16 protein-coding genes are annotated in these 16,855 nt (G+C 67.8%); 9 read left to right on the top strand and 7 right to left on the bottom strand.

The window, feature by feature from the left end; genetic code table 11:
* The 4 genes from leuA to JHC79_RS18555 all read right to left on the bottom strand — a co-directional run.
* Positions 1 to 1,484: 2-isopropylmalate synthase (gene leuA, locus JHC79_RS18570; protein ID WP_296393585.1), on the bottom strand; the 1,484-nt coding region annotated here is incomplete at its 3' end.
* Between the two features lie 184 nt (positions 1,485 to 1,668).
* The gene (locus tag JHC79_RS18565; protein ID WP_296393583.1) at positions 1,669 to 3,309 is read right to left on the bottom strand and encodes an FUSC family protein; all 1,641 of its coding nucleotides are present in this window, start codon (positions 3,307 to 3,309) and stop codon (positions 1,669 to 1,671) included.
* Entirely contained in the window at positions 3,288 to 3,848 is a 561-nt protein-coding gene (locus tag JHC79_RS18560) for a nitroreductase family protein (RefSeq protein WP_296393581.1), read from the bottom strand. Before JHC79_RS18560 ends, JHC79_RS18565 begins: the two co-directional genes overlap by 22 nt.
* 26 nt (positions 3,849 to 3,874) lie before the next feature.
* Positions 3,875 to 5,386 carry an MFS transporter gene (locus JHC79_RS18555; protein WP_296393578.1) on the bottom strand — a complete coding sequence of 504 codons (1,512 nt, stop codon included), beginning with the start codon at positions 5,384 to 5,386 and terminating at the stop codon, positions 3,875 to 3,877.
* 156 nt (positions 5,387 to 5,542) lie between these two features.
* Here JHC79_RS18555 and JHC79_RS18550 point away from each other — a divergent pair, with 156 nt between their 5' ends.
* Positions 5,543 to 6,310 (top strand): helix-turn-helix domain-containing protein, encoded by a 768-nt coding sequence (locus JHC79_RS18550; protein ID WP_296393588.1) that lies wholly within the window; start codon positions 5,543 to 5,545, stop codon positions 6,308 to 6,310.
* A gap of 58 nt (positions 6,311 to 6,368) precedes the next feature.
* On the opposite strand, the gene JHC79_RS18545 is transcribed toward JHC79_RS18550, so the two are convergent.
* Positions 6,369 to 7,721, bottom strand: a complete 1,353-nt coding sequence (locus JHC79_RS18545; protein WP_296393576.1) for a hypothetical protein — start codon at positions 7,719 to 7,721, stop codon at positions 6,369 to 6,371.
* A 177-nt stretch (positions 7,722 to 7,898) separates the two neighbouring features.
* On the opposite strand from JHC79_RS18545, the gene JHC79_RS18540 reads away from it, so the two are divergent.
* The 3 genes from JHC79_RS18540 to JHC79_RS18530 are packed head-to-tail and all read left to right on the top strand — an operon-like array spanning position 7,899 to position 10,897.
* A complete protein-coding gene (locus tag JHC79_RS18540) occupies positions 7,899 to 9,164 on the top strand; it encodes an aspartate kinase (RefSeq protein ID WP_296393574.1) in 1,266 nt (421 codons plus the stop codon).
* A 3-nt stretch (positions 9,165 to 9,167) separates the two neighbouring features.
* Positions 9,168 to 10,193 (top strand): aspartate-semialdehyde dehydrogenase, encoded by a 1,026-nt coding sequence (locus JHC79_RS18535; protein WP_296393573.1) that lies wholly within the window; start codon positions 9,168 to 9,170, stop codon positions 10,191 to 10,193.
* Between the two features lie 44 nt (positions 10,194 to 10,237).
* Complete coding sequence (locus JHC79_RS18530; RefSeq protein ID WP_296393571.1) at positions 10,238 to 10,897, top strand: hypothetical protein; 660 nt, start codon at positions 10,238 to 10,240, stop codon at positions 10,895 to 10,897.
* Between the two features lies 1 nt (position 10,898).
* On the opposite strand, the gene JHC79_RS18525 is transcribed toward JHC79_RS18530, so the two are convergent.
* Together JHC79_RS18525 and JHC79_RS18520 are read right to left on the bottom strand one after the other, a co-directional pair.
* Positions 10,899 to 12,206 (bottom strand): amidohydrolase family protein, encoded by a 1,308-nt coding sequence (locus tag JHC79_RS18525; RefSeq protein ID WP_296393569.1) that lies wholly within the window; start codon positions 12,204 to 12,206, stop codon positions 10,899 to 10,901.
* Between the two features lie 5 nt (positions 12,207 to 12,211).
* Entirely contained in the window at positions 12,212 to 13,222 is a 1,011-nt protein-coding gene (locus JHC79_RS18520) for a 2-oxoglutarate and iron-dependent oxygenase domain-containing protein (RefSeq protein ID WP_296393567.1), read from the bottom strand.
* A 239-nt stretch (positions 13,223 to 13,461) separates the two neighbouring features.
* On the opposite strand from JHC79_RS18520, the gene JHC79_RS18515 reads away from it, so the two are divergent.
* From JHC79_RS18515 to crcB, 5 genes are all read left to right on the top strand, one after another.
* Positions 13,462 to 13,899, top strand: coding sequence for a Fur family transcriptional regulator (locus tag JHC79_RS18515; protein WP_296393565.1), 438 nt, complete (start codon positions 13,462 to 13,464; stop codon positions 13,897 to 13,899).
* Between the two features lie 26 nt (positions 13,900 to 13,925).
* On the top strand, positions 13,926 to 15,386 hold the full coding sequence (locus tag JHC79_RS18510; protein WP_296393562.1) for a catalase: 1,461 nt from the start codon (positions 13,926 to 13,928) through the stop codon (positions 15,384 to 15,386).
* A gap of 107 nt (positions 15,387 to 15,493) precedes the next feature.
* Positions 15,494 to 15,925 carry an organic hydroperoxide resistance protein gene (locus JHC79_RS18505; RefSeq protein WP_296393560.1) on the top strand — a complete coding sequence of 144 codons (432 nt, stop codon included), beginning with the start codon at positions 15,494 to 15,496 and terminating at the stop codon, positions 15,923 to 15,925.
* A gap of 113 nt (positions 15,926 to 16,038) precedes the next feature.
* Complete coding sequence (locus JHC79_RS18500) at positions 16,039 to 16,485, top strand: CrcB family protein (RefSeq protein WP_296393558.1); 447 nt, start codon at positions 16,039 to 16,041, stop codon at positions 16,483 to 16,485.
* Positions 16,482 to 16,853, top strand: a complete 372-nt coding sequence (crcB, locus tag JHC79_RS18495; RefSeq protein WP_296393556.1) for a fluoride efflux transporter CrcB — start codon at positions 16,482 to 16,484, stop codon at positions 16,851 to 16,853. Before JHC79_RS18500 ends, crcB begins: the two co-directional genes overlap by 4 nt.
* Positions 16,854 to 16,855 lie beyond the last annotated feature (2 nt).

Here is a 16,855-nt window from a genome sequence, read left to right as displayed (position 1 = left end):
GCGTCGACGCGTTGGCGGATGCGCTCGAGGGGGCGGATGGGGTGGAGGTATTCGTCGGCGAAGACGTCCCACATCTCCTTGGGCGAGACCTCGCCGCCCTCACCGTCGGTGATCTTCTGGATCTCACGGCTGAACTCGATCTGCAGACGCCGCGGCATCGACAACCCGTGATCGGCCTTCATGATGTAGGCGACACCGCCCTTGCCGGATTGGCTGTTGACGCGGATCACGGCCTCGTAGTTGCGGCCCACGTCTTTGGGGTCGATCGGCAGATACGGCACCTGCCAGTAGAGGTCGTCGACGTCGGTGTTCGCGGCGTCGGCATCGGCCTTCATCTGATCGAGGCCCTTGTTGATCGCGTCCTGATGGCTGCCGGAGAACGCGGTGTACACCAGATCTCCGCCGTAGGGGTGGCGCTCGGGAACGCCCAGCTGGTTGCAGTACTCGACGGTGCGGCGGATCTCGTCGATGTCGGAGAAACTGATCTGCGGGTCGACCCCACGGGTGAACAGGTTGAGCCCCAACGTCACCAGACACACGTTGCCGGTCCGCTCACCGTTGCCGAACAGACACCCCTCGATACGGTCCGCACCCGCCTGGTAGCCGAGTTCGGCCGCGGCGACCGCGGTTCCGCGATCGTTGTGCGGATGCAAACTCAGGATCACCGAATCGCGGCGGGCGAGGTTGCGGTGCATCCACTCGATCGAATCCGCGTACACATTCGGTGTCGCCATCTCGACGGTGGCGGGCAGGTTGAGGATGATCGGATTGTCCGGTGTGGGCGCGATGATCTCGGTGACCGCGTCACACACCTGTTTGGCGTAGCTCAGTTCGGTGCCGGTGTAGGACTCCGGCGAATACTGGTAGCGCCACTGGGTCTCGGGGTAGTCCTTCTCCACCGTCTTGCATTTGCGGGCGGCGTCGGTGGCGATCTTTGTGATCGCGTCCTTGTCGGCGCGGAACACGACTCGACGCTGCAACACCGAGGTGGAGTTGTAGAAGTGCACGATCACCCGGTTCGCGCCGCGGCACGCCTCGAACGTCCGCTCGATCAGCTCGTCGCGGCACTGCGTCAGCACCTGGATGGTGACGTCGTCGGGAATCGCGTTGTCCTCGATGATCTCGCGGACGAAGTCATAGTCGGTCTGACTCGCCGAGGGGAACCCGACCTCGATCTCCTTGTAGCCCATCCGCACCAACAGATCGAACATGCGGCGCTTACGCGCCGGGCTCATCGGATCGATCAGCGCCTGGTTACCGTCCCGCAGATCCACCGCACACCACTGGGGTGCACGATCGATGACCTTGTCGGGCCACGTGCGGTCGGGAACCGAGACCGTCTCGACCTCATCGGCGAACGAACGGTAGCGATGTGACGGCATGGCCGAGTTCCGCTGGGTGTTCCAGGAGGGCTGCTCGGATGGGATGGGTCCGGTCGGCTCGACGATGCGGCTGACTCCGGAGGTGAAACTGTCTGCAGGCATTTCTGGTCATTTCTCCATGATGTGGACGAAAGACCGGCGCATGATCGACCCCCGCGACGGGAAGCCGGTCTGATCAGATCCCGCCGCGGCACCCGAGAAGGAGCTCGTGCCGCATGGCGGCGACATTACCCCGGTCGGTGTTCTCGGCAAAATGTCGTACTCCGCGGATTCCCATACCGGTGCGTCATGACACCTGGTCGGCCAGGACGCGCAGCTCCGACAGCGCGGATCGGTCCACCTTTCTACCCGGCGGCGCCTTCCAGCACTCGGCGAGCGTCTCGTAGCCGAGGTGACGCAGTCGGACGTGCGCGGGCCAGTCCTCACGTGCCCACGTCGGGTCGTCGATGGCGCTCTCGGTCGCCGCCATCTCCGCCTCCATCAGCGCCCACTGCACATCGCGTCGACGCACCCGCCCCTCGTCCGTGTCGGGTGGGCACGTCTCGAGCAGATCGAGCAGCGCGACGACGTCGTCGACGGCTTCCGATCGGGTCCACCCGGTGGTGCGACGATGCGCGGTGGCGTCGACGATCCAGAGCGCCGCGACGCCCAGGACCACACCCAACGCGGTCTCGATGAGCCGATCACGCGCCGGCTCCCAGATCGCGGGACCCGTCGCCGACATGAGCAGGGCCAGAGGCGTGATCGCGGTGGCCGCGAGTCCGTAGTTGCTGACGACGGTGATCTCGATGGCGAAGCTCAGCACCGCGAGGATGCCGATGAGCGCGATCGTGGTCGGTTGGGCGGCGTGCAGCAGTGCGAACAGCACGACGCCGGCAACGGTCCCGGCCAGTCGGTGGGCGCCCCGCAGGACGCCGCGGATGCGGTCTGGGCCGAGTTGCAACACCAGGACCACCGCGACGATCGCCCAGTCGGGGCGCGTCAGTCCGAACGCGACGGACAGGCCACCCGCGAGCGCGGCGGCCACCATGACCCGCAGCGCGGCCACCGCGGCGTGACTGCTCGGGTGGGCCGACGCGCGCAGGCGCTGTCGGACCGTCGGCCGGGGCAGCGGGGTGGGGAAGGTGTCGGTGGACGCATCGCTCGCCGGGTCGCCGCCGCGGTGGAGGCGTTCGTGAGACGCCCAGAGTTGTTGCGCCAGAGCGCTGTCGGTCTCGGCGGCGTCGTGCAGCACAGTCCATGCGTGCAGGAGGTGGCCCGACGCGCCGTGACGTAACGGTGAACTCCGGGGAGCGTCGGCGTCGATGTAGTCGTCGATGGCCGCGATCGCGGCGTCGACCGACGCCAGTTGCGGGCGCGATCGGTCCAGTAACGCGGGTGCCATGCCGGCCAGCAACGACCCGGCCGCACCGGCGGCGGTGCAGCCGATGAGCACCAGCGGGTCGATCCCGTGTCGCGCGACGGTGGCTGCGATCCCACCGGTCAGCACCACGAACAGCGGGCCGGGCGGACCCAGACGCAGCGCGTTGCCGGTGTAGACCGCGAGACCGGCAATCGCCACGGACACCGCGACGATCCCGAGTTCGGCGGCCGTCGAGCCGTCGGTCCCGACCAGGTGGCCGAGGCCCGACATGATCGCCACCGACGCGATCAGCACCGCCGATGCGATGACGATGACGCGCCACCGGATCCGGTACGGACGGTTCTCGCCGTACAGAACGGCGAACGACCCGAGCGCGGCGAAGAGCGCCTCGTGTCCCAGACCGGCGAGCCACAGGACGAGCGCCGGGACCGCGAGTGCCGCCATCGACCGGGTCGCGGCCGGCCAGCGCGATCCGATTCCGCGCACCGTGAAGAACAGCTCCCGCACCGACGGCCGGGGCGGCGGCACCTGGGCGGCGTGCGTCACCGGAACGGGTGGCCCCACCGCGTCGCGTAGGCGACCTGCTCGAGGGGGAGGCGGGTGCGCTCGCGGGAGTCCTTCTCGGCGATCTTCTCGTCCACCGTCGACGGGTCGGCCAGGGTGCCGATCGCCAGGAGTACGAGTGGTCGCTCACCCGCCGGGATCTCGAGTCGCTCGATCGCCGCGGACGAATCGAAGCCCGCCATCGGATGCGCGACGTAGCCGAGCGCGACCGCCTGGATGATCATCTGCGCGGTGGCGATACCGAGGTCCACCGCGCCGTAGGTGTGGGCCTTGTCGTCGTCGGGCTCGTTGCGGGTGCACACCAGGACGAGCGCCGCGGCCGCCGGGGCCCACGGCTGGTTCCCGCGGCTGAGCACACCGGTCAGAGTGGTGAACGTCTCGTCACCGCGCACCCCGACGACGAAGCGCACCGGTTGCGTGGCCCCCCAGGTCGGAGCCCAGCGGCCGGCGTCGAGCACGGCGATCAGGTCGTCCGACGGGATGGTCGCCGTCAAGTCGAGTCCCCGTGCACTCCAACGCTTCTCGAACAACTCGTGCATGGCATCCTCCCGGCGCCCGAGGGCGGCTACGTGCGACGTCGAAGCACCACCGAGATGACGGCGGCCAGCACGACTAGTAGCACCGCGCCGCTCGTGGCTGCAACATGGAGGCCGTCGACGAACGCGGTGCGTGCGGCGGTGGCCAGATCGGCCCCCTGACCCGACCCGAGCTCGCCCGCGCGATGCAGGGTCTCGCCGAGGGTGTCCGAGAAGTCGCGTCCGTCCGAATTGGCCCGGAACACTAGTGTCGCCAGCGATCCGATGAGCGCGAGCCCCAGCGAGGTGCCGAGTTCGAAGCTCGTCTCCGAGATGCCCGAGGCAGCACCCGCGCGCTCCGGCGGTGCCGACGCGACGGCCACCTCGGACACGAGGCTGAACACGATGCCGTAACCGACACCGGCGATCGTCGTGCTGACGAGATAGATCCAGATCGGGGTGTCGGTGCCCAGGAACAGCAGTCCGGCGTTGCCGACCGCGGCCGCCAGCAGCGCCGTGACGAAGGCGGCTCGGGTGCCCAGCAGTGTGCTGATACGGGAGGCGCCGAGCGAGAACACCGCCACCGCGACCGCCATCGGGATACCGGCCAGCGCTGCGGCGAGGACGTCGCGTCCGAGCACCGACTGCAGGTATATGCCGGTCAGGTACGACAGCGCACCCAGCGTCATCATGCAGCCCAGTGCCGCCATGATCGCCGACGTGAACGCGGGGTAGGAGAACAGGTTGAGCTGCAGCAGAGGGTGTTTCGTCCGCCGCTGCTGGGTGATGAACAGGGTCAGCGCCACGATTCCCAGCACGCCGCTGCCGATGCCGATCGTGTCGACACCATCGGAGGCGAGGTGCTTGATCGCGTACACCAGCGGCAGGATTCCCAGCAGCGACAGGACGACGCCGAGGAAGTCGAAGGGGTCGGACGTACCGGACTTGTACTCCGGCACCAACTTCGGCGCGAACACCAGCAGCAGGAGCAGGATCGGGACGTTGATCAGGAAGACCGAACCCCACCAGAAGTGGTGCAGCAGGATGCCGCCGAACACCGGGCCGACGGCCGAACCGCCGGCGAAGCACGCCGTCCACACGCCGATCGCGAGTGCGCGGGCTTTGAGGTCGGGGAACATGTTGCTGATCAGCGAGAGGCTCGCGGGCATCAGTGTCGCGCCGCCGATGCCCATCAGGGCGCGGGCGAGGATCAGCACCATCGCCGACGGAGCGAACGCCGCCAGGAGCGAGGCGATGCCGAACACCGTCGCGCCCGAGAGCAGCACCATCCGCCGACCGAAACGGTCGCCGACGTTGCCCATCGTGATCAGCAGGCCGGCGATGAGGAAGCCGTAGATGTCGACGATCCACAACTGCTCGGACGCGGTGGGCGCGAGCTCGTCGGTGATCGTCGGGATCGCGAGATACAGGACCGAGAAATCCATGGCGACGAGGAGGACCGGGAGCGACATGATCGCCAGCCCGAGCCAGGCGCGCGGGTCGGTGCGCGGCTCGCTCGCTCGCGGCGCAGCGCCTCCCGCGGTCTGATGGATGGTGCTCATCTGCTTCGTCCTCCTTCGGTCACTCGGCGCGACATCGGCGCGTTGCGTACGGTGTACGCGATTGGTTGACCTGGCTAACCTACCCATCTGGGTACGGTGTACGCAAACAGTTTCCCGGTGGCGTCGGCCACCATCGACGAGGACGGGGGTGCCGTGATGACCGAAGCCGAACCCGTGCCCCGTCTGACCAGGTCAGCGATCGTCGACGTGGCGATCGAACTCGCGGACGCCGAGGGGTTCACCGCGGTCTCCATGCGCAAGCTCGCCGACCGTCTCGGCGTCGGGGCGATGTCGCTGTACCGACACGTCGCCGACAAGGACGCTCTTCTGATGGCCATGACCGAGGAGGTCGGACGCCGGTTCCCGTACCCCCACGAGATGGCCGCGGTCGACGCCGCCGACGACGGCTCGACGATCGGGATGGCGGGTGACGACTCCGACGTCGTCGGGCATCGGACCTGGCGCGAGTGCGTACAGGTCGCCGTCGAGATCGACTGGGCGCTCTATCAGCGCCATCCCTGGGTCGTGCTGGCGTACTCGTCGCCGCGTCACAGCATGGGTGCGTCGAGTCTCGGTTGCCTGGACTGGATGATGGCCGGCTTCGGCCAACTCGGCGTCGACCGCGTCACCGCCGCGGAGATGACGCTGACCCTGTGGAGCTACATCCAGGGCGTCGCACTGGCCGACGTGAGCGAACAACTGTTGCGCACCAACCCCGAACAGGCCTCCACCCGTAGTGGTCTCGACGACGTCCTCGACGGCGAGGAGACCGATCCGCCGCCGCGACGGGTCGCCGAGCTGCGTGGGATCGGCCGCGAACGCGGACTGACGGACTCCCGTCGCCGCCTCGACCACGGCGTCGACCTGTTGTGCGTCGGTTTCGAGGCCGCCGCCCGCGGGGACGTCCACAACCGACACCGCTGAGCGGCCATCCGTGCATCACGTCCGGATGCGGTGCCGGCGGTGACCCCTGTGGACGACGTCAGATGGCGTGTGGATACACCGTGAGCATGTGCGCACCGAACCACGAGCTCAGCGCGACGACGGCCACCACCACCCACAGCTGCGTGAACGGACGACTGCGGGCGAGGGCGATGGCGGCGGGGATCAGCATCACGAACGCGGGCAGCAGCAACCGCGGACGGCTCATCATCAGACCGCTGGACCCGGCGATCGAGATGACCACCAACGTCCCGTAGAGCACCACCGGCCACGGCAGCCGTTCCCAGATGCAGACGGCGACGAGAGCGATCGTCGCGATCATGATCCAGGCCGTCGCCACCACGGCCACCTCACTGGAGTTGACCAGCGAGTAGTTGATGAACTGCCAACTGGTCTTGCCCCAGTCGATCTCGGTGCCCCATCCCTGTGTCTGGATGGTGAACCACCCTGTCGGGCTGCCGGTCTGGTTCCACACCACCCCGAGGTAGCCGAGGTAACCGAGCGGGCTGAGCGCGACCGCCGCCCACGCCTTCGGGCCATCGCGGTGGGCGAGCAGCGCGGCCAGCATCACCACACCGACCAGGACGACCGCGGTCGGACGGGTCAGGCCGGCGAACATCGTCACCACCCCGGCGAGCACCCACCGTTTCTCCAGCACGCCGACCAGCGCCCACACCGCGAGCGTGCAGAACAACGTCTCGGTGTACGCCATCGACAGCACGACACCCATCGGGGCGGCCGCGAACAGCACGACGAGGATCAGCCCCACGCGACGGGGATCGGCGTGTGCGGTCGACGAACCCACCGATGCCGTCGGGGACGTCGTGGAGTTGAGCCACATCGAGACCCGCGACGAGACACGCAGGTTGTCGGTGAACCAGCCGGTGGTCGCGTTGCGTCCGGTGAGCCCGGTCCGCTCGGCCATGAGTCGGCAGCACAGCGCGCCGAGTCGGGCCGCACCGACCGCACCGATGCACCCGACGACGACGTTCACGGTCATCGCGGCGCCGAACGTGCTGAACCCGGGGATCTTCGCGACCGCCCCCACCAGCATCGGATAGCCGGGGAAGAACGCGTACGGGGTGTTGGCGTCGCGGTATCCGTGCGCATCGGCCTGCGAGTACGGCACGCCGCCGTAGCCGTACTGGGCGATGTCGAGCATCCACTTGCCATCCCACGACGACAGCGCCTCGCGCAGCGAGCCGCCGCGCAGGTCGGTGAAGCGAGCCAGCACGAGCACACCGATGAGACGCACCGCGAGGAACAACGCGACCGGTGTGAGCCACGAGTGATTGCGTCCGAGGAGCCCCGGCCGCGTCGACGTCGCGGTCCTGGTCGGGACGTCTGGGGTCGAACCGTCACCGATGACGGTGTCGGAGGAGCTGCTCGGCACGTCAGCGATCGTAAGCCAGCCGCCCGATCTTCCACCGACCGTGCTCGAAACCCCGTGCCGGTAAGGTGTGGCGAGTCATCGGGTGCCCGATTCACCTGACCTGGCCGTCAGCGTGGCCCATGTCACGCGGCCATGACGAACGATCTGGCATGACGACACAGACGGAGGTAGACCGGCGTGGCCCTGGTGGTGCAGAAGTACGGCGGATCATCGGTGGCGTCGGCAGAGCGGATCCGGCGCGTCGCCGAGCGGATCGTCGCCACCAAGCGGGCCGGCAACGACGTGGTCGTCGTCTGCTCGGCCATGGGCGACACGACCGACGAACTCCTCGACCTCGCGCAGCAGGTGTGCCCCTCGCCGCCCGCGCGCGAGATGGACATGCTGCTGACGTCGGGTGAGCGGATCTCGAATGCACTGGTCGCGATGGCCATCAGCTCGATGGGCGCGCACGCGCAGTCGTTCACCGGCTCGCAGGCCGGTGTCATCACCACCAGCAGCCACGGCAAGGCCAAGATCATCGACGTCAACCCGGGCCGCGTCCGCAGTGCGCTCGACGAGGGGAAGATCGTCCTCGTCGCCGGCTTCCAGGGCGTCTCCCAGGACACCAAGGACGTCACCACGCTGGGGCGCGGTGGTTCGGACACCACCGCCGTGGCGCTGGCCGCGGCTCTCGAGGCCGACGTCTGCGAGATCTACACCGACGTCGACGGCATCTACACCGCCGATCCACGCATCGTCCCCGATGCCCGCCACCTCACGACCGTCTCCTTCGAGGAGATGCTCGAGATGGCTGCGTGCGGCGCCAAGGTCCTCATGCTCCGGTGCGTGGAATACGCCCGTCGATACAACGTTCCCGTACACGTTCGCTCGTCGTACACGACCAAACCCGGAACCATCGTGTCCGGCTCGATGGAGGACATCCCCGTGGAAGAAGCAATCCTCACCGGCGTCGCACACGACCGCAGCGAGGCCAAGGTGACGATCGTCGGTATCGACGACAAGCCCGGATACGCGGCTCGGGTGTTCCGTGCGGTCGCCGACGCCGAGATCAACATCGACATGGTGCTGCAGGGTGTCTCCAAGGTGGACACCGGCAAGACCGACATCACCTTCACGATGCCGCGCGAGCTCGGACCTCTCGCCGTCGACAAGCTGATGAAGCTCAAGAACGAGATCGGCTTCTCCGAGGTGCTCTACGACGATCACATCGGCAAGGTGTCGCTCGTCGGCGCGGGGATGAAGAGTCACCCCGGCGTCACCGCGACCTTCTGCGAGGCGTTGAGCGAGGCCGGGATCAACATCGAACTGATCTCCACCTCGGAGATCCGGATCTCCGTGCTGTGCCGCGACACCGAGCTCGACGATGCCGTGCGTGCACTGCACAGCGCGTTCGAACTGGGCGGCGACGAGGTCGCCACCGTCCACGGCGGAACGGGGCGCTAGGTCATGGGGCTGCGCATAGGAGTTGTCGGCGCCACCGGTCAGGTGGGTGCCGTCATGCGTGCACTTCTGGTCGAACGTGGTTTCCCTGCCGACGAGGTGCGGTTCTTCGCGTCGTCGCGCTCGGCGGGTAGAAAGCTGCCCTTCGGCGACACCGAGATCACCGTCGAGGACACCGCCACCGCGGATCCCGCCGGTCTCGACATCGCCCTGTTCTCGGCAGGCGCGACGATGTCGCGCGAGCAGGCACCGCGGTTCGCCGCTGCCGGCGTGACGGTCATCGACAACTCGTCGGCCTGGCGCAAGGACCCCGACGTCCCGCTGATCGTGTCCGAGGTCAACGGGGCACTCGCGCACAACCCGCCCAAGGGCATCATCGCGAACCCGAACTGCACGACGATGGCCGCGATGCCGGTGCTCAAGCCGCTGCACGAAGAGGCGGGCCTGCGACGCCTGATCATCTCGTCGTATCAAGCGGTCTCCGGCAGCGGGCTGGCCGGCGTCGAGGAGCTCGCCGGGCAGTTGCGCGCGGGCATCGACGACGTCGAGAAGCTCGTCCACGACGGCTCGGCGGTCGGTGGACCGGCACCAGTCAAGTACGTCGCCCCGATCGCCTACAACGTGATCCCGCTGGCCGGGGCCATCGTCGACGACGGGTCGTTCGAGACCGACGAGGACCAGAAGCTGCGCAACGAGTCGCGCAAGATCCTCGACATCCCCGAGTTGCTCGTCAGCGGGACCTGCGTGCGGGTGCCGGTGTTCACCGGTCACTCGCTGTCGATCAACGCCGAGTTCGACCGGCCGCTGTCGGTCGAGCGCGCCCAGGAGATCCTGTCCGCGGCCGCGGGTGTCCGACTGGTCGACGTCCCCACACCGCGCGACGCGGCCGGGATCGACGAGTCGCTCGTCGGACGCATCCGCGTCGACGAGGGCGCACCGGCAGGGCACGGTCTGGCCCTGTTCGTCGCGGGCGACAACCTGCGCAAGGGTGCGGCCCTGAACACCATCCAGATCGCCGAACTCCTGGTCTGAGCGGTGCCGGTGGCGGTACCTCGTGGTGGTGAGACACTGGTCACGTGAGTACCCCGCAGCGCCCCGATCGTGACGACCGCGTCCCGTCCCTCGCCGAGCTCGACGCGATGGACCTGGCCGAGATCGAAGCCGGCCGGACCTCGGCCGACAAGGACCTCAAACCGTCCGACGACGCCGGACCCGTCCCGCGAGCGCTGCACCATGCGCGGGTGTTGTGGATAGGCGGCGCGATCGCCGGACTGGCGTCCTTCGCCTACGGCTTCCTGAACCTGGGCACGGTCACCGACGCGCTGCGCCGGCGCCTCGAGGAGGGTGTCGCGGTCGACCCGAAGAACTCGGCGGCGCCCGACCAGGTCGGGTCGCTGGCCTCGACGATCCCGCCGGTCCTGCTCGTCCTGATCGTGGTCCTGCTGGCCATCCAGTACCCGCTGCTCATGGCGATCTCGCGGCACAACAGCCGCAACTGCCGCAGCTTCTACGTGACCGCCGTGCTGGTCATGCTGGCGTCCATCCCGATCGGGATCGACCTGCTGTTCAGCTACTCCGAGGTGTCGGTCGTCATCCGGGTCGTCGGCTGGGTGCAGTTCGCGTTGCTCCTGTTGTCCGCATTGTTCACCCTGCGTCGCAGTGTCAACACGTGGCTGCCCTCGACCATGAAGTTCATGCCGGGACAGACCCTGCGCCCTGGCAAGCGCTACCGCTGACTCACAGCGCCCGCAGCGCCGCGATCAGCTCGGCCTCGTCGACCCGCGTGCTGTGCCCGTCGGCGATGACGACCTCGCCGCCCACGAGGACGGTGTCGACGATGGCGGGACTCCCGGTCGTGAGGATGGACGCGCCGGGGTCGATGACCGGAAGCGTCGCGTAGTCGCGGTCGAAGCGGATCACCGTGAGATCCGCCGGCGCACCCATCGTGACCCCGCCCGTCACCTCGGGTAGCCCGAGTGTGGCGTTGGCTCCGCCGCAGGCGATGTCGAGCATCTCGTCGAAGCCCAACAGATCCGCCCGGCGGTGCGTCGCGCGCTGCAGATACGACCCGATCCGGAATGTCTCCAACATGTTCTGCGTGTCGTTGCTGGCGGCGCCGTCCACCCCGAGTCCGACGCGCAGGCCCTCGGCGAGCATGGCGGGGACGGGTGCGACGCCGCTGCCCAGTCGCATGTTCGACAGCGGGTTGTGCGAGATGCCCACCCCGTGATCACGCAGCACCGCTCGATCGCGCTCGGACACCTCGACGCAGTGCACTGCGAGCAGGCGGTCCCACAGGAAACCGCCGTCGGCGAGGTAGTCGACCGCACCGACTCCGGCGTGCTCGCGACACATGGTGTCGTCGGTGACCGTCTCCAGCAGGTGGATCGACACCGGCATCGACCGCGTCGTCGCGAACGCCCGCAGCGCGGCCATCCCGTCGCCGGTGATCGACCGCGGGTTGGGCACCGCGAGCGCCATCGTGATCGCGGAACCGGCAACATCGGAACGAAGTTCGTCGACGTGCGTGAGCACCTCGTCGAGAGGTTGCATCAGCGTCGGCTCGAAACCCCACCTGCGAGTCGCGTCGGGCCGGTCGGCGACCCCGCGCCCGAGCACCGCCCGGACGCCGGTCTCGCGGAGCCCGCGGACGACTGCCTCGTGCACCGCGGTCGACGGATGCGGCCACATGTGCTCGACGAGCGTCGTGGTCCCCGACCGCAGTGCCTCCAATGACGCGGCAACCGTTGCGAGATATGCCTTCTCGGGTGTGATGGCGATCGAACGCTCACCCACCGCGAGCAGCCATTCGAGCAGCGGGGTGCACTCGGCGACCCCACGCATGAGTGATTGCTGGAGGTGGGTGTGGGTGTTGACGAAGCCGGGGATCACGTGGGCGCCCGGCTCGCCGATCGTCGACTCGGCGCCGCGTGCACCGGTCGGTTCGATCGCGGTCACCACCCCGGCGTCGTCGATGATGATGTCGCGGTGACTGTTCCACGATCCACCGGCAAAAACGGTGGCGTCGGGGATGATGCGTGTCATGGCGGTCAGCCCGCGAAATTGGCCGCGATGCGTGCCCGCAGGTAGTCGGCCGCGGTGATGGGCTCGTGACGGCTCGCCGGTCCCTCGATCACGACATCGGCGTTGGCCTGGGCGAAGAACGCGATGGTGTGCCGGGGCCCGCGGTACTCGTCACGCCGCGGAGCGCGCACGCGATGGAAGTTCGACGGCAACAGGTCGTCGGACCACCGCATCAGCATGTCGCCGATGTTGCAGGTGATGGCGTCGTCGGACGGTTCCACGGACGTCCACGCCTGCGTCTGTGCCTCCGCGCCGGGCAGCACCTGCAGCCCGCCCTGTCCGGCGCGCTGGAACAGCAGGGTGAGCGCGTCGAAGTCGGTGTGCGCACCGGCGCGCCAGATGTCGGGCCGGTCGAGGAGCTCGTCGGGGAAGGCGTAGTAGTGCAGCAGACGCAGCGTGCTCTGATACCCGGGATCGGACGGGTCGTGGGCGCGGGTGAAGAAGTCGCGGTCGAAGCCGAGGCGGTCGGCGAAACAGCTGAGCAGGTCCATCGCGATCTGTCGGCACCGCGCCTCGAACGACTCGATGGTTGCGCGGAAACCGTCGAGTTCGGCGTCGGTGGGCCACAGGTCCGCCATCCGCGGAAGGGTGACCTGGTACGACTCCTTCTGGTCCGGCGTTCGCACCGACGGCCGGACCTGCGACCGGTACTCCCAGCCGGCGTTGGTGCCCGGACGCAACGGATACTGCGCCTTGACGTCCTCGGGCAGTGCAAAGAACCGCTCCGACATCGCGAACACATGGTCCAGTGTCGCGGCGTCGATCCCGTGGTCGACGACTTGGAAGAAGCCGATATCGGTTGCTGCCGACCACAACTGGTCGGTGATCTCGGATCGTCGATTCTCGAGATCGTGCAGGCTGATGCGGCGGATCTCGCGGGTGTCGGTCTCGGTGCCGAGCCCGCCCATCCGCGATTCGCGATCCAGCTCGGTCATCTCGTGGGCGGGTGCGGCGTGCGAGGGGTGCGCGTGTGACATGACGGATGTCTCTCCAGGGGTGTGAGGCCGGATGCGCTTTTCGACGCGTCACCGGTGACGGTGTCGCGGACGCGAACGATGGGACCCGGCCCACCGCTACACGCGGCCTCTGATCGCCGAGCGTAGGACACCGATGGGCCCGCCGCGACTCGAGACGGCCGCCCGGGTCGGCCGACGGCGCCACGGACTAATCAGTCCAATAACTGGAACTATTCCAGTTATGGGGTTACGGTGGTGTCATGACCGCGACGATGGCACCCCACGAGCAGCTTCGCGCTGCGGGTCTCCGCGTCACCGCAGCCCGGTTGGCCACGCTCGAGATCCTCGGTGACCACCCGCACTCGACCGCCGACTTCGTCGCGTCGGGAGTGCGTGAGCGGCTCGGCGGGGTCTCCATCCAGACCGTGTACGACGTGCTGCGCGTGTGCGCGGCGCACGGTCTGCTCCGCAAGATCGAACCGGCGGGATCGCCGGTTCGGTACGAGACGCGGACCGGCGACAACCATCACCACCTGGTGTGCCGGAGCTGTGGACGCATCGTCGACATCGACTGTGTCGTCGGCTCCAGCCCGTGCCTCGACAACGGGGACGACCACGGCTTCGTCATCGACGAGGCGGAAGTGACTTTTTGGGGTGTGTGCAACACGTGCCGCGCAGCCCGGCCGATCGATCAGTAGAACGACAACCCGGAGGAGAACAGCCCATGGCTCCGAACACCACCACGAACACCGGCATCCCGGTCTCCAGCGACGACCAGTCGCTGACCGCGGGCCCGCAGGGTCCGATCCTGCTCCACGACCACTACCTCATCGAGAAGATGGCGCAGTTCAACCGCGAGCGGGTGCCCGAGCGGGTCGTCCACGCCAAGGGCGGCGGCGCGTTCGGTGAACTCGAGATCACCCACGACATCTCGCGCTACACCAAGGCCAAGGTGCTCCAGCAGGGCGCGAAGACCGAGGCGCTGGCCCGTTTCTCGACCGTCGCCGGCGAGCAGGGCAGCCCCGACACCTGGCGTGACCCGCGTGGCTTCGCGCTGAAGTTCTACACCGAGGACGGCAACTGGGATCTCGTCGGCAACAACACGCCGATCTTCTTCGTCAAGGACCCGATCAAGTTCCAGGACTTCATCCGTTCGCAGAAGCGGCTGCCGGGATCGGCTCTGCGCGATCACAACATGCAGTGGGACTTCTGGACCCTGAGCCCGGAGAGCGCCCACCAGGTCACCTGGCTGATGGGTGACCGTGGGATCCCGAAGACGTGGCGCAACATGGACGGCTTCGGGTCGCACACCTACCAGACGGTCAACGAAGCGGGAGAACGCTTCTGGGTGAAGTTCCACTTCAAGACCGATCAGGGCATCGACTTCCTGACCCAGGACGAGGCGGACACGCTCGCGGGCAGCAGCCCCGACCACCACCGCCAGGATCTCTACGAGACCATCGATTCCGGTGATTTCCCCAGCTGGACCCTCAAGATCCAGGTCATGCCGGTCGACGAGGCCGAGGGCTACAAGGTCAACCCGTTCGACCTCACCAAGGTCTGGTCGCAGAAGGACTACCCGCTGATCGAGGTCGGCACGCTGACCCTGAACCGCAACCCGCAGAACTTCTTCAACGACATCGAGCAGTCGTCGTTCGAGCCGTCGAACCTGGTTCCGGGAATCGGCTACTCGCCCGACAAGATGCTCCTCGGTCGCGTGTTCAGCTACGCCGACGCACATCGCTACCGCATCGGCACGAACTACTCGCAGCTGCCGGTCAACTACGCGAAGAACGCGACGATCAACACCTATTCCAAGGAGGGGTCGATGTCGTACCGGGCCAACAGCCCGGAGACCCCGGTGTACGCACCGAACTCCTACGGCGGACCGCACGCGTCGGAGCAGGCCGCGGGCGACGAGGGCCTGTGGAACTTCGACGGCCAGGCGGTGCGCGCGGGTTACATCGAGCATCCCGAGGACGACGATTTCACGCAGGCCGGAACCCTGGTTCGTGAGGTCCTCGACGACGAGGCGCGGGATCGGCTGGTGGACAACATCGTCGGACACGTTCTCGACGGTGTGAAGGAGCCGGTGCTCTCGCGGGTGTTCGAGTACTGGACCAACGTCGACCCCGATCTGGGCAAGAAGGTCGAAGCGGGCGTTCGGGACGGTCAGCAGAGCTGACAGATGTACGGCTCACGGTCGGAACACATCCCGACCGTGAGTCGTTGTCCCTGTCGAGCCGCGCGCCCGTCGCGTGGCGTCCGTTCGACCGCCGAAAGGAAGGCACCATGAGCATCGACACCGTCTACACCATCACGTCCAAGGCCACCGGAGGAGGACGCGACGGTCAGGTCTACTCCGACACCGGCCAGATCGACCTCGATCTGCGTCCGCCGAAGGAGATGGGCGGCAGCGGTGAGGGCAGCAACCCCGAGGAGCTCTTCTCGGCCGGTTACGCAGCCTGCTTCCTGGGCGCACTCCGCGCGACAGCGGAGAAGTCGGGCGTGAAGCCGCCGGAGGGCACCGAGGTCAAGGTGACCATCGGGATCGGCAAGGACTCCGCCGACGGTGGTTTCGGTCTGACCGCCGCGATCGACGTCACCCTGCCGGGCCTCGACCAGGAGACCGCGGACAAGGTCGCCGAGACCGCCCATGGTTTCTGCCCGTATTCGAAGGCGACCAAGGGCAACATCGAGCAGAAGGTCACCGCGCACGTCTGATCGGTGACGCACGAATGACGAGAGTGTGCGCTCTCGGCGCCTTCCACATGTGGGAGACCATCGCCGGGGGCGCACACTTTTCGCGTCTGCGGGGACGGCGGTAGCGTGAGCCCGTGACCGATCCCGACACCCTGGTGCCCGTCCCGCTGCACCGGCAGTGGCGTTCGATGGCCTTTGTCTTCGTCGGCGGGGTGGTCGGCACGCTGATCCGCTACGGCGCCGAGCGCGCTTTTCCGGCCGTTGCACACGGGTGGCCCTGGGCGACCTTCGTCGTCAACTGCGTCGGGACCCTGATCCTCGGTGCGCTGGTCGCCGGGCTCACCGCCGTCGGCCCCGACACCGGATGGCGATTGCGAGCCCGACTGCTGCTCGGTGTGGGGTTCTGTGGATCGCTGACCACCTACAGTGCTTTCGCGTTGGAGTCCGATCGGTTGCTCGCCGCCGGATATGTGGGGGTAGGTCTCGGCTACGTCGTCGGGACGATTGTCGCCGGGTTGGTCTGCGCGACAATCGGATACGTCGCGGGTCGCAGTGTCGGAGAACGGGTGGGCAACCGGTGATCACCCTTTTGGTCGCCCTGGCGGGCGCGCTGGGCGCAGTGTTGCGGCTCGTCGTCGACGGCGAGTGCAAACACCGCTTCGGCTGGTCGACTCCGTGGCAGACGGTCATCATCAACGTCACCGGGTCGTTCCTGCTCGGCGTGCTGGCGGGCCTGGTGACCGGCGCGGGCGCCGGGGCCGACTGGCAGGTGGTACTGGGAACCGGGTTCTGCGGCGGCTACACCACCTTCAGCACCGCGAGCGTCGAGACCGTCGGTCTGCTGCGCGCGCGCCGACCGGCTGCGGCGTTGGCCTACGCCGTTGTCTCGCTGGTCATCTCACTCGCCGCGTGCGCGGCCGGACTGGGACTGGTCTACGCCCTCGCCTGACG

Source organism: Williamsia sp., assembly GCF_016462415.1.
GTDB lineage: Bacteria > Actinomycetota > Actinomycetes > Mycobacteriales > Mycobacteriaceae > Williamsia_A.
Note: the sequence above shows the minus strand (reverse complement) of the source record. Positions and strands in the feature narration are given on the sequence as shown.

What these genes read in the sequence shown, in the direction of transcription:
- JHC79_RS18525 (WP_296393569.1), bottom strand. Translation starts at nt 12,206, where the DNA reads ATGACACGCATCATCCCCGACGCCACCGTTTTTGCCGGTGGATCGTGG.
- JHC79_RS18505 (WP_296393560.1), top strand. Translation starts at nt 15,494, where the DNA reads ATGAGCATCGACACCGTCTACACCATCACGTCCAAGGCCACCGGAGGA.
- JHC79_RS18555 (WP_296393578.1), bottom strand. Translation starts at nt 5,386, where the DNA reads ATGAGCACCATCCATCAGACCGCGGGAGGCGCTGCGCCGCGAGCGAGC.
- JHC79_RS18560 (WP_296393581.1), bottom strand. Translation starts at nt 3,848, where the DNA reads ATGCACGAGTTGTTCGAGAAGCGTTGGAGTGCACGGGGACTCGACTTG.
- JHC79_RS18550 (WP_296393588.1), top strand. Translation starts at nt 5,543, where the DNA reads ATGACCGAAGCCGAACCCGTGCCCCGTCTGACCAGGTCAGCGATCGTC.
- JHC79_RS18535 (WP_296393573.1), top strand. Translation starts at nt 9,168, where the DNA reads ATGGGGCTGCGCATAGGAGTTGTCGGCGCCACCGGTCAGGTGGGTGCC.
- JHC79_RS18520 (WP_296393567.1), bottom strand. Translation starts at nt 13,222, where the DNA reads ATGTCACACGCGCACCCCTCGCACGCCGCACCCGCCCACGAGATGACC.
- JHC79_RS18510 (WP_296393562.1), top strand. Translation starts at nt 13,926, where the DNA reads ATGGCTCCGAACACCACCACGAACACCGGCATCCCGGTCTCCAGCGAC.
- JHC79_RS18515 (WP_296393565.1), top strand. Translation starts at nt 13,462, where the DNA reads ATGACCGCGACGATGGCACCCCACGAGCAGCTTCGCGCTGCGGGTCTC.